Raw genomic sequence first — 12,380 nt, 5'->3', positions numbered from 1 at the left:
CCGCTCTCGCGCTCGCCGTGGCGCGGCGCATCGGCGGCGCTGTGGTCAACGCCGATTCGATGCAGGTCTATCGCGACCTGCGCATTTTGACCGCGCGCCCGACATTGGAGGAAGAGCGCAGCATCCGCCATGAGCTGTTCGGCCATGTCGACGCTTCGGTGAATTATTCCGTCGGCCGCTGGCTCAAGGATTTTCGCCTCCTGCTCGAAACGCTCGAGAAGGAGGGCGTCACGCCCATCGTCGCCGGCGGCACGGGCATGTACTACAAGGCCGCGCTCTACGGACTCTCGGATATTCCGCAAGTCCCGCCCGAGATTCGCGAGAAAATCCGCTCCGAGGCGGAAGGACGCGCGCCGGAATATTTGCACGCGCGTCTTTCCGAGCGCGACCCCGAGACGGCGGCGAAGCTTCGGCCCTCTGATCCGCAGCGCATTCTGCGCGCGCTGGAAGTGCTCGAGGCGACGGGAAAACCGCTCGCCTCCTTCCAGGGCGCGCGCATGGCCTCGCTGCTCGACCAATCCGAATGCCTCGGCTTTTTCCTCGCGCCGCCGCGCGACGAGCTCTATGCGCGCATAGACGCGCGTTTCGACGAAATGCTCCGCAAAGGAGCGCTCGAGGAGGTGGAGACGATGGGCGCGCGCGGTCTCGACCCCGCGCTGCCGGCCATGCGCGCGCATGGGGCGCCGCATCTGCTGCGCTATTTGCGCGGCGAGCTGGCGCTCGAGGAGGCCGCCCTGCAGGGCAAGCTCGACACGCGCCATTATTCGAAACGGCAATTCACCTTCGCGCGCCATCAGCTGCCATCGTTTCGCTGGATCGCGCCCGGAGAGACAGACGCGGTCGTCGAAGAGGCGGCGCGTTTCATCGGCCGGTAGGCGCGCGCCGCTCGCTGAGATTGGCGAAGGCGAGCAGCGACGCGCCGATCAGCGATATTCCGCCGATCAGCGCGAAGAAGAGCGCAAGACTGTTCGGCGCCAGCGCGCCGAACAGGAAGGACGTCGAGAAAATGCCGAGGTTGAGCAGGCTCGCGTGATAGGAATTGATCGTGCCGCGAAATTGCGTGGACATACCGCTGAGCCGCGCATGATGCAGCGGACCGCCACAGCCATAGCCGAAGGCCCAGGGCAATCCGATGAGTGCGAGCTGCGCGACCGAGCCGGCCGGCAGGGCAAAGGCGAAAACGCCAGCCGAGGCCGAAACGCAGGCGATGGGCAACGCCCTATAGGAGAGCAGGCTGCGCACGAAAGGTCCGGCGAGATTGCCGGCGATGGTGACGAGGCCGAAGAAGCCCGCCAATAGGCCGGCGTCCGTGGGCGAGAGCGACAGCTTGCGCGCCGCGACATCCGCGACCACCACGCCGAAGCCCGCCACCGAGCCCAGCCAGAAATAGCTCGCCGCCAGACGTCGCAGGACGCCCGGCGTCGCCAGCGCGCCTCTATGGGTGGCGACGAAGGAGACCACGCCGCCGCCATGCGCGCGGCCGGACCGGAAGGCCGCCGAGACCGCCACAAAGGCGAGCGCCGCCAGCAGCGCCAGAAGATAATAGGCGTAGCGCCAGCCGAAACGGTCTGCGATCCATCCGGCGATGGAGGGCGTGATGACGAAAGCCGACATCAGCCCGACGAAAACGCGCGCCGTGCGAATATCCACCTCCTCGGGCGACGAGGAATCGGCGACGAAGGACAGGGAATTGGGTTGGACGAAAGCCCCGCAGAGGCCCGCCAGGCCGCTGAGCGCTATGGCCACGGAAAGATTGGAGGAGTTGGCGAGCGCTGCGCTGAGCAGCGAGAAGCCGAGCAGCCCCGCCTGCAACGGACGCTTGCGGCCGAATCGGTCGGACAAAGGCCCGGCGATGATGGCGAAGCCGGCATAGGCGAGGCCATAGGCCGCCGGCAGATAGGCGATGGCCGCCGGCGGCACGCCGAAATCCGGCGCCATTGCGGTCATCAGCGGCCCGGCGACGACCTCCGCCGAGCCGACCAGAAACAGAGCCGCGGCCAGAATGGAGAGCTGGCCGAGGGTCACGCGCGCACGTCCGGCATCAATGCCCTCAATGCGCCCGCTGCACGAAGATCTGGAACAAGGTCAGCAGAATTTCCGCGAGAATCAGCACGACGACGGTCGCCTCCAGCCGCACGGAGCGGTCGACGTCGATGATTTCGGTCAGCGCCCGCGCCGTCTCGCCGATGACATCGACCTTGGCTTTCAGCGTCTGGCCGCGCGCCTCCAGCTCATATTCATCCTCGAGCCTCGAATAGAGGCGCTCGAGATCGGGCCGGTCCCAGAGCACGTCCGGCTTGTCCTCCACGGCCACACGGCCGGAAACGCGATGCTGCACCAGCAGCGTCTGGCCGATGAGCTCCAGCATGGCGCGACGCCGGAAGGGCGGCCGCCCCTTGCTGGCGAGCTCGGCGGCGAAAGGCTCGATCGTATCGAAGACGGCGTTGACCCGCCGCTCGTCGCGGGCGAGCGCCACGCTCTTGGCCAGCGCGTCGGCGACCACCAGAAGCCGCTCGCCGGAGGCGTCCTTGATCGCGAGGCGGCCATTGGCCAGCGTCTTGTCGTCGCCCTCGGGCGTGATCTCGAGCACCAGGGTCTCGTCGTCGCGGCGCGCGGCGGCGCCGGCGACGCGGGCGCCCACCTTGGCCAGAATCTCGTCCTCCTCGAGCGGCGACAGGCCGAACAGCACGGCGACGCCGAATCGGTAGAGCACGACAAAGCCCGACTGCCCCGCCGGAAAGGCGAGCGGCGATGTGGAGACGAGATCGGCGCGCTCGAGCCCGCCCGTATCGATTCGCTCACCGAGCAGCAAGGCCCGCGCCGTCACGCAACGCGCCGCCGGCAGCGCCGAGACGCCCTGCGAGGCCGATTCGATTTCCGCCATAGACCGATTCCCTTCCAACCCCTCGCAGGATATCATGCGCGCCGCGCGGGCCGGGAGGCCGCTTGCAACCCATTCTCAAAAACGCTAGCAAGCCCGCGGATCGAGGACGCCCCATGCCTTACGTCGTCACGGAAAACTGTATCAAGTGCAAATATATGGATTGCGTCGAAGTCTGTCCTGTGGACTGCTTCTACGAAGGCGCCAACATGTTGGTGATCCATCCGGACGAATGTATCGACTGCGGCGTGTGCGAGCCTGAATGCCCGGCCGAGGCGATCAAGCCCGACACCGAGCCGGACCTCGAGAAGTGGATGGCGCTGAACGCGGAATACGCTCAGACTTGGCCCAATGTGACGGTCAAGCGCGACCCGCCGGCCGACGCCAAGGAATGGGACGGCAAGCCCGGCAAGCTGGAGGCGCATTTCTCGCCGGAGCCGGGCGAAGGCGACTGACGCCTCGCCGTCCACAGCGGACGCGCTCGCGAAATCGTTAAGAGATTCAACGGCGCCAGCGCGGCCGCTCGTAACCATGCGGAAAGGCGCCGGCGCCTTTCCTTTGATTTTTCCCGTACCACATGATATACGGAACATTAAGAATTAGCTTTCGGGCGCGAGGGGCGCAAGCGTCGCGATTTCCACAGCCGGAAATAGCGGCCAGCCGCCAACATCGAGAACGGGCGAAGAAGGCGGCGTTCGCCGCCAACGTCGGCTCTATATTGTAGAAGCGTCGGACTTTCGCCAGCCAAAGCATGCGCGGTCATTGGCGCTGTCCTGGCCGGGGCGCGATGAGCCCATTCGGTCACGAGGCTTCCCGTCCCGTCTCCACAGCGGGGCAACAGAAGGAGTATCCGCGTATGCCCTCGTCCAGCAAGAAGACCGCAAAGAACCGCAAGGCGTCCGTCGCCGGAGCGCGACGCGGCGCGGAAAGCAGGACGGCGCGGACCTCGGCCGCCGCGGCGGAGCCTTCGACCAAAAAGCCCGCGAGCGCGAGCGCCGCCGGCAAGACCAGCAAGACCCCGGCGACCAAAACCTCCGCTTCCGCCAAAACCTCCGTTTCATCGAAGAGCGCAGCTTCCGCCAAGGCCCCGGCTTCGGCCAAAAGCGCGAAATCCGCCGCCGGGAAGACGGCCGCGAGAACGACCGCTTCGAGCAAGACTGCTTCGAGAACAACGGCTAGCAAGGCCGGGACCAAGACGGGAGCCGCCGCCAGAACGCGCGCCGCCGCCAAGACGGCGGCAAAGGCGAGCGCGGCCCGCTCGGGCGCCTCGCAATCGGCTGCCTCGAGAAGCGGCAAGGCTGCCGCCGCAAAAGGCGTCGCGGCGCCAAAGGCCGCGAGTGGCAAGGCCAGAGCCCGCGCCAGCGCCGCCCATACCAGCGACGCCAAGCGCAGCGCGAGCGCCGCGCCGACGAAAAACGCCGAGGCTCCGCCTCACGCGAAAAGCATCGCTGCGCCGAGCATCGAGGCGCCGGTCGAGGCCACCCGCCCGCAGGCCTCGAAAGCGGCTCCGCAGGGAACTTCACATGAGACTTCAACCGCCGTTGCGGCCGGCGTAACTGGGGAGACGAGAATTACAACGCCCTTGCGCCAGAGCGCGATCAAAACCGATATCGAGCACTCCGACGTCGCCGCCTCCGCGCACGTCCCCGATGCGGGGGCGAGCGAGCCGAATGCGACGGCGCCCGTTTCAACTCCAGCTTCGAGCGAAACCATTCCAGTGCCAAAATCGACACAAGGAAAGGCGATCAACGCCAAATCTTCGCCGGCGCCCAGAGCCCCCGTCCCCGCCGCTCCCACGAGCGCCGCGACGGGCTCGGCCCTTTCGCCCAAGGCCATTGTCGCCGCGCGCACCGCGGCTGCGGCCCCCATCAAGCCGAGCCCCGCCGTCGCCGTGAAGGCGAAGACCTCGGCGCAGAAGCTCGGGTTCAAGACGAACGAGTTCGTCGTCTATCCGGCGCATGGCGTCGGACAGATCATCGCGATCGAGACGCAGGAAGTGGCCGGCTTCAGCCTCGAGCTGTTCGTCGTCAGCTTCATCAAGGACAAGATGACGCTGAAGGTGCCGACCAGCAAGGTCGCCACCGTCGGCATGCGCAAGCTGGCCGAGACCGAGGTCGTCGACAAGGCGCTCTCGACGCTGAGCGGCCGCGCCCGCGTCAAGCGCACCATGTGGTCGCGCCGCGCGCAGGAATATGAGGCCAAGATCAATTCCGGCGATCTCGTCACCATCGCCGAGGTGGTGCGCGATCTCTACCGGTCCGACACGCAGCCGGAGCAGTCCTATTCGGAGCGCCAGCTCTATGAGGCGGCGCTCGATCGCATGGCGCGCGAGGTCGCGGCCGTGCGCAAGCTGCTCGATTCGGAATCGCTCAAGCTGATCGAGTCCTTCCTGCAGAAGGGTCCGCGCCGCGGCGGTCCGAAGGGCGACTCCGAAGCGGACGCCAGCGACGATGCGAGCGACGACGAGGGCGAAGAGGACGACGTCGAAGAGCGCGCCGCCTGACGTCGCGCCCCTCTTTCGATTTGACGAAAAAACGCGGCCCGTCGGGGCCGCGTTTTTTTTGCCTCGGCGAGGAGCGATCTGCGCCGCCCCTCACTCGGCGGCGGCAGTCGTCTCTGGCGTCTCCTGGGCTTTGGTCAGCGCCTTGCGCAGCTTGCACAGCGCGCGATTCTCGATCTGGCGTACGCGCTCCTTCGATATGCCGAGACGATCGCCGAGCGATTCCAGCGTCACCAGGCTCTCGCTGAGCCGCCGCTCCTGCACGATGCGCAGCTCGCGCTCGGACAATAGCTTCAGCGCATCGGCGAGCCAGCGCGCGCGGCGACCGGAATCGACGCGATCCTCGACGACCTCGTCCGGCAGCGGCCGATCGTCGACGAGGAAATCCATGCGCTCGGCGGAAGTAGAGGAATCATCCTCCACCAATTGGCTGTTGAGCGAGACGTCGGAGCCCGCGAGACGCGAGTTCATCAGCTCGACATCGGCGCGCGAGACGCCAATGGCGCCGGCGATGGCCTGAAAGGCGTCGCCCGCCTCCGACTGCGGCGCATGCGCGAGCTTGGCGCGAAGCCGGCGAAGATTGAAGAACAGCGCCTTTTGCGAGGAGCTGGTGCCGCCGCGCACGATCGACCAATTGCGCAGCACATAGTCCTGGATCGAGGCGCGAATCCACCATGTCGCATAGGTGGAGAAGCGCACGTCGCGCTCCGGCGCGAAACGCGCGGCCGCCTCGAGCAAGCCGACATGTCCTTCCTGCACCAGATCGGCGACGGGCAGGCCGTAATGGCGAAAGCGCACGGCGAGCGCGATCACCAGCCGCATATGCGCGGAGGCGAGCTTGTCCAACGCATCCGTGTCCTTATGGTCTTTCCAGGCGACCGCCAGACGTTTCTCTTCCTCGCGTTCGAGAAAGGGCGCATCCATCGCCGCTTTCACGAGCTCGCGTCCAACTCCGGGCAAATAAGCCATTCTCGCTCTCCGGGGTGGCAGTCGCGCGCGAAAGGCTTTCGATCGAAGGGATCGATCGAGTAAAAAGCGCTACGACGATGCCTCGATTGAGGAGAATCCCCGAGCGGTCACGCAACCGGCGCCGCCGTCCGCCCCCCCGGGAATTCTAAGGCTTACAACATTTTCGGAGCGCGACGGTTCCATCAGCCGTGAGCGTTTCTCACTCGACGACGAGCTTGTATCTCTCGCCCGGCGTGAGGCGGCCTCCATGCTCGAGGCCGTTCAGCAATTGAAAATATTCGAGCGGACGATTGGGAACGACCATGCGCTGCGCCATGGATTCCGCCGTATCGTCCGCGCCCGCGCTCACGATGAAGAGATGCAGCGGACGCACGTCCAGCGACTCTTCCCAGCTCGAGCGTCGGAATGTCGCGACAGAGGCGGCAAAACGTCGCTCCGCCGCGTCGTCGAGCGCGCGCACGGCGAAAATCAGCCGATAGAGCTCGTCGTCGATCTGTATGACGGCGAGCTTGAAATTCCATTCTCCGGCGCGCGCGCTGGCGACCACTGCCGGCAATCCGTTGACGTCGATGCGCTTCATCGACGAGCGCAGGAGCCCGTCGACCCAGCCCGATTCGACATAGGCCTCGAGCGTCTTGCCGACCGGCGCGCGAACGCGGTCGAGCCGCAGCGCCTCGTCGTCGCCCTCCTTCACGCCGAAGACCGCCTCGCTCGAATTCTCGAGCAGAAAACCCTCCGGCGCGACGAAGGAGAAGCGCAGTCGCGGATGCGCGAACTTGCGGCCGCGCACGAAGCCGTCATTGGGATCGTCGCCATAAGCGAGGCCGTTGATCGCGGCGAGATAGCCCTCGCGATCACGCGAGCCGACGCCGGGCGCGCTGATCTGGCGCGCCGCCGCGACCGCCTTGGCGATGCGATCGGGCGTCGAGGGATGCGTCGCCAATATGTCGAGGTCGGGCGTTTTCTTCTTGCCGTAGAGAACGGCGCGCAGCTCCGCCGATTTGCCGAGCGCGGCGAGGAAGCGCGACGCGCCGTACGGATCGAAGCCCGCGCGGGCCACCACGCGCACGCCGATGGCGTCGGCCTCCAGCTCCTGCAGCCGCGAGAAGCTCGCGAAGGAGAGCCGCTGCGAGGCGCGCACGTCATCGCCCTTCTGCTTGCTCTGGATAACGGCGGCGGCCTGGCTGATGACCTCCGCCTCACGCTCGCGCTCGGCGCGCAGCGCGCTGTGGCGCGCGCTCACATGGGCGATCTCATGCGCCATCACCGCCGCCGCCTCGGAGGCGTCGCCGGCGAGCGCGAGCAGGCCGCGCGTGACATAGAGATTGCCGCTCGGCAGAGCGAAAGCGTTGACCACCGGCGTGTTGAGGATCGTCACGCGATAGGCGGCCTGGCCGGGCGTGTCGCTCGCCTGCGCGAGCTTGACCAATATTTCGTCGAGATAGCGCTCCGCCACAGGGAAGCGATATTCGCCGCCGAATTGCGAGACCAGCTCCTTGTGCTCGGCGGTGGAAGGCTGCTCGCCGCCCACTGTGCGCGGCACGGTCGGGGGCAGGCGCCCGCGCTGCGCGGCGGCGCCATTGAGCAGCTCGCCCTGCTGCTCGAGCTGGGCGCAGCCGGAAAGGCCGAGGAGGACAAAGACCGCGAGAGCGGCGAGACGCGCGCCGACCGCCGGCCGCACGTCACCGCCGGCCGGACGAGCCCAGGCGTTCGCCTCCGACCCGTTCGTCTCCGACACGTTCGCCGAGGAGCTCGATCTGCGCCGGAGAGACGAGCTCCATGCGCGGTCCAAAAGCTGTGTCAATCAATCCTCGCACGCGCACTCGCCGCCCCGTGAGCATTCTGGGCGACGTTCCGGCCCGCACGAATGTCTCGAGATTGCGTTTCCAGATCACGACAGCGAAATCTCCGCGGCGCGGCCCGAAATTCAGATAGAGGGAGCCCCCCGCCTCGCCGATCGCGCCGACGACGCCCTCCACCAGAACCATGCCCTTCTTCCCGAAGAGCGTTTCGGGCCGACCGGCGTCGAGGATGTGATACTCGCCCGAGGTCCAAAGTCCAAGCTTTCGTCTGCGCGCCTGCTCCTCCGCGGCGAGCAGCCCATTGCGGCAGGCGAATGCGGCCGGATCGGGGCGAAAGCGCGCGAGCCCTGCGGCGATCGCCGCTTCCGCCAGCGAGACGAGAGGCGCGTCGCTCCCCTCCCCTTCGACGAAGAGCCCCGCCGCAGCCGCTCCCCAGCGGTCCGGCGTCGCCGTCGGAGACGCGAGAAAGACCAGCCTACCGGCGCGCAGACGCTCGGCGAGGAAGCGCTGCAAGCTTTCGCGCGCGGCCGCGCCCGGCGGCAATTCGAGCCCCGAAAGGGTCAGGCGGCGGCCGTCCATCGTCCAAAGCTCGAGATCGAAGCCCGGCGCCGCGATCTCGACCGGAACAGCGGATTCGAGCGCGCAGACGCCCGCCGCCTCCTGCGCCGAGCCGAGGCAGGGCGCATGAAAGGCGCCCACGCAGACGAAGAGGCGAGCGGCGTGGCGAAGCTTCATCATTCCAAACATTGCGAGCGAAACTGTCGCGAGAGCGCAAGAGCGAGCCTGAAGGCTCGCTCTCGATACCATGCAGATCACCAGCGAGAAGACTTGTCTTCGCCACATCTCGCGCGACGCTCGCCGCGGCTTCGTCAAATTTTGGCCGAAAGCCGGCTTATGCTACGCCTCGTCCCGCACTGCTCTCGCGATCGATTCCCCCATGACCCTTTCGTCACGCTCCATTTTCGCCGGCGCCGCCCTCGGCGCCATGATGGCCGCAGGCGCGGCGCTCGCCGCCGAATCCGATAATGGCTCTCGCCTCGACAAGCTCGGCCAGGGCATACAGAACATCGGCCAGAATATCGGCCGCCGTCTCGATGTGACGCAGCTCTTCGGCCATCGCGATCCCGAGGAGGACGCCGCCAGCCGCGAGGCGAGCGCCTCGAGCGTGCGCATCGATCGGCTCGAGAACCAGATTCGCGCCCTCAACGGCCAGGTCGAGGAGCTGCAGCACAATGTGCGGCGGCTCGAGGAGCAGCTGCGGCGCGCTCAGGAGGGCGCGGCCTCCGCCCCTCCGACACAAGCGCCGCGCGTGGCCGCGACGCCGGAGACGTCCCTCCCCGGCCCGAGCACCATCTCCCCGGTCGGGCCGCGGCGCAACGACGCTCTCGATCCCGGCCCAGGGCCGAGCGCCTCCGCCGGAACGCGCCACAATGACGCTTTCGACGCCGGCTCCAACCCCAATGCGCCGGGCGCGCCGCGTCCTCTCGGCTCGACGCCCCCGAGCGCGCCGCTGCCAGCGGCCGCATCGGCAAGCGGCGGCTCCGATCTGCGCTCGCCGGGCGCTCCGCTCGATCTCGTCCATGGGCGGCTCGACGCTCCAGCGCCCCCGCCGGCCGCTCCGCCGACGCCCGGTCCTTCCGCCGTGCTCTCGCCGACGCCCACAGCTCCCCAGACGCCGAGGGACGAGTTCGACCTCGCCGTCGCCAAATTGCGTCAAGGCGAATATGAAGCCGCTGAAGTGGGTTTCGCCGGCTTTCTCACCCGAAACCCGAAGAGCCGGCTGGCGCCGCAAGCGATCTTCAACTTGGGCGAGAGCTACTTCTTGCGGAAGCGCTATCGCGAGGCGGCGGAAAAATATCTCGAGATCACCGCCAAGCATTCGGCCTCGCCGCAGGGGCCTGAGGCCATGCTGCGGCTCGGCCAGTCGCTGCATGAGATCGGCGCAAACGAGCAGGCCTGCGCCTCCTTCGGCGAGATCGCGGTGAAATATCCGGGCGCGTCGGCGCGAGTGAAAGAAATCGCTCAGCAAGAAAGCAAGAAGGTGCGATGCTGACGGGCGCAAATGCCCGTTGAGCCGCCGCTTCCCGATCCCGACCATGCGCTGGCGCCGCTCGCGGCCCATGACGCGCTGCTGCTCGCCGTCTCCGGCGGGCCGGACTCCATTGCTCTCACTCTGCTCGCCGCACGCTGGAAATTGCGCGCGCGGAAGCGCGTCGAGATCGCCACTGTCGACCATGGGTTGCGCGCCGAAGCGGCGCAGGAGGCGGCGCAGGTCGGCGAATGGGCGCGCGCTTTGGGATTTGTTCATCATATTTTGCGGTGGGAAGGCGAAAAGCCCGCCACCCGCATTCAGGAGCGCGCTCGCGAGGCGCGCTATCGCCTGCTCTGCGAGCGCGCGCGGGAGATCGGCGCGAGCGCCATCGTCACCGCCCATCACGCCGACGATCAGGCCGAGACGGCGCTGTTTCGGCTGACGCGCGGTAGCGGCGTCGCCGGACTCGCGGCTATGGCCATGGAGTCGCGCGTGGACGGGCTGGCGCTGCTGCGGCCGCTGCTTCATTTTCGCAAGACGGAGCTGGAGCGTCTCTGCGCCGCCGCGGAGCATGCTTTCATCCGCGATCCCTCCAATGAGAACCCCGCCTATGCGCGCGTGCGGCTGCGCCGTCTGGCCCACACCCTTGCGGCGGAGGGGCTCGACGCCGAAGCGCTGCTGCGCCTTTCGGCCCGCGCCGCCCGCGCCGAGGAGGCGCTCGCCTGGTCCGCCGCGCGCGCTGCGCTGGAGCTTGCGGCCGAGCGCGGCCCGGGGCTGTTTCGCGCCGAGGCCGGGGCTCTGCGCGCGCTGCCGCGCGAGCTGCTGCTGCGCCTGCTGGCGGCCGAGATCGCCCGCATCGGCGGCGGCGAGCCGCGGCTCGAGCGGCTCGAGCGCGCCGGCCAAAGGCTGGCGGAGGCGCTGGCGGCCGAAGGGCGCTTCAAGACCACATTGGGCGGGGCGTGCCTGACATTGGCCGGCGGCGCACTCGCCATTACGCCCGAGCCGCCGCGGCGGCGCGCCGAAATCACGCCACGGCCGTAAAAAAGCCACTCCGCTTCGATCGTATGATCCTCGGCGACACGCCTCTTCGCGCTGCGAAACGCACGCGACGCGCGCATCGCGAGACGGCGAGAACGTTGCGGCGAGGGCAATCTCTTGGCAATCGCGCCCGACGCGCCTAGATTACAAGAAACGACTTCTGTTTTCCGGGATGGCCCCGGCGGAATCGTCATTCGCAAGGTTCGACATGAACGCAAACTTCAGGAACATCGCTCTCTGGGCGATCATCGGGCTCCTCGTCGTGGCGCTCGTCATGCTGTTCCAGCAGCCGGGTCAGCGGACTCCGATCCGCGATATCACCTTCAGCGAATTGCTCACGCAGATCGATCAGGGCCGCGTCCACGATGTGACGATCGCCGGCAATGAGATCACCGGGCACTTCTCCGACAATCGGCCGTTCTCGACCTATGCGCCCAATGATCCGTCGCTCGTGCAGCACCTGACCGCGAAGAATGTCGCCATCAGCGCGCGTCCGCCGGCCGACGGCAACAGCTGGCTGATGACTCTGCTCATCAACGGCCTGCCGCTCATCGCCTTCCTCGGTGTGTGGATCTTCCTGTCGCGCCAGATGCAGGGCGGCGCCGGGCGCGCCATGGGCTTCGGCAAGTCCAAGGCCAAGCTGCTCACCGAGACGCAGGGCCGCGTCACCTTCGAGGATGTCGCCGGCGTCGACGAGGCCAAGGAAGACCTTCAGGAGATCGTCGAGTTTCTGCGCGATCCGCAGAAATTCCAGCGCCTCGGCGGACGCATTCCGCGCGGCGTGCTGCTCGTCGGACCGCCCGGCACGGGTAAAACTCTGCTCGCCCGCGCCATCGCCGGCGAGGCCAATGTGCCCTTCTTCACCATCTCGGGCTCGGACTTCGTCGAAATGTTCGTCGGCGTCGGCGCCAGCCGCGTGCGCGACATGTTCGAGCAGGCGAAGAAGAACGCGCCCTGCATCATCTTCGTCGATGAGATCGACGCGGTTGGTCGTCACCGCGGCGCCGGCCTCGGCGGCGGCAATGACGAGCGCGAGCAGACGCTCAATCAGCTGCTCGTCGAGATGGACGGTTTTGAAGCCAATGAGGGCATCATCCTCATCGCCGCGACCAACCGCCCCGACGTGCTCGATCCGGCCTTGATGCGTCCGGGCCGCTT

12 protein-coding genes are annotated in these 12,380 nt (G+C 67.4%); 6 read left to right on the top strand and 6 right to left on the bottom strand.

The window, feature by feature from the left end:
* A partial coding sequence (gene miaA, locus A1351_RS19580; RefSeq protein ID WP_064033726.1) for a tRNA (adenosine(37)-N6)-dimethylallyltransferase MiaA occupies positions 1–875 on the top strand: 875 nt, incomplete at its 5' end.
* On the opposite strand, the gene A1351_RS19575 is transcribed toward miaA, so the two are convergent.
* Positions 862–2,025 carry an MFS transporter gene (locus A1351_RS19575; RefSeq protein ID WP_064033725.1) on the bottom strand — a complete coding sequence of 388 codons (1,164 nt, stop codon included), beginning with the start codon at positions 2,023–2,025 and terminating at the stop codon, positions 862–864. The two genes, miaA and A1351_RS19575, sit on opposite strands and share 14 nt — an antisense overlap.
* 25 nt (positions 2,026–2,050) lie before the next feature.
* A complete protein-coding gene (locus A1351_RS19570) occupies positions 2,051–2,884 on the bottom strand; it encodes an RMD1 family protein (protein ID WP_018265897.1) in 834 nt (277 codons plus the stop codon).
* A gap of 113 nt (positions 2,885–2,997) precedes the next feature.
* On the opposite strand from A1351_RS19570, the gene fdxA reads away from it, so the two are divergent.
* Positions 2,998–3,336: a ferredoxin FdxA gene (fdxA, locus tag A1351_RS19565; RefSeq protein WP_018265898.1), complete on the top strand. Its 339-nt coding sequence runs from the start codon at positions 2,998–3,000 to the stop codon at positions 3,334–3,336.
* A 346-nt stretch (positions 3,337–3,682) separates the two neighbouring features.
* On the opposite strand, the gene A1351_RS19560 is transcribed toward fdxA, so the two are convergent.
* Positions 3,683–4,267 carry a hypothetical protein gene (locus A1351_RS19560; RefSeq protein ID WP_024879631.1) on the bottom strand — a complete coding sequence of 195 codons (585 nt, stop codon included), beginning with the start codon at positions 4,265–4,267 and terminating at the stop codon, positions 3,683–3,685.
* Positions 4,268–4,598: 331 nt separating this feature from the next.
* On the opposite strand from A1351_RS19560, the gene A1351_RS19555 reads away from it, so the two are divergent.
* Positions 4,599–5,384 (top strand): CarD family transcriptional regulator, encoded by a 786-nt coding sequence (locus tag A1351_RS19555; RefSeq protein WP_245267272.1) that lies wholly within the window; start codon positions 4,599–4,601, stop codon positions 5,382–5,384.
* Between the two features lie 90 nt (positions 5,385–5,474).
* On the opposite strand, the gene A1351_RS19550 is transcribed toward A1351_RS19555, so the two are convergent.
* The 3 genes from A1351_RS19550 to A1351_RS19540 form a co-directional block, all read right to left on the bottom strand.
* Complete coding sequence (locus A1351_RS19550) at positions 5,475–6,350, bottom strand: RNA polymerase factor sigma-32 (RefSeq protein WP_024879628.1); 876 nt, start codon at positions 6,348–6,350, stop codon at positions 5,475–5,477.
* A 199-nt stretch (positions 6,351–6,549) separates the two neighbouring features.
* Entirely contained in the window at positions 6,550–8,088 is a 1,539-nt protein-coding gene (locus A1351_RS19545; RefSeq protein WP_024879627.1) for a M48 family metalloprotease, read from the bottom strand.
* Entirely contained in the window at positions 8,033–8,890 is an 858-nt protein-coding gene (locus A1351_RS19540; protein WP_245267270.1) for a nuclease (SNase), read from the bottom strand. Before A1351_RS19540 ends, A1351_RS19545 begins: the two co-directional genes overlap by 56 nt.
* Positions 8,891–9,089: 199 nt before the next feature.
* Between A1351_RS19540 and ybgF the strand changes: the two genes are divergently transcribed.
* From ybgF to A1351_RS19525, 3 genes are all read left to right on the top strand, one after another.
* A complete protein-coding gene (ybgF, locus tag A1351_RS19535) occupies positions 9,090–10,205 on the top strand; it encodes a tol-pal system protein YbgF (protein WP_157096390.1) in 1,116 nt (371 codons plus the stop codon).
* Positions 10,206–10,214: 9 nt separating this feature from the next.
* Positions 10,215–11,225 (top strand): tRNA lysidine(34) synthetase TilS, encoded by a 1,011-nt coding sequence (gene tilS, locus A1351_RS19530; protein WP_026598431.1) that lies wholly within the window; start codon positions 10,215–10,217, stop codon positions 11,223–11,225.
* A gap of 205 nt (positions 11,226–11,430) precedes the next feature.
* Positions 11,431–12,380: ATP-dependent metallopeptidase FtsH/Yme1/Tma family protein (locus A1351_RS19525; RefSeq protein ID WP_157096388.1), on the top strand; the 950-nt coding region annotated here is incomplete at its 3' end.

Source organism: Methylosinus sp. R-45379 (assembly GCF_001644125.1).
Lineage (GTDB): Bacteria > Pseudomonadota > Alphaproteobacteria > Rhizobiales > Beijerinckiaceae > Methylosinus.
Note: the sequence above shows the minus strand (reverse complement) of the source record. Positions and strands in the feature narration are given on the sequence as shown.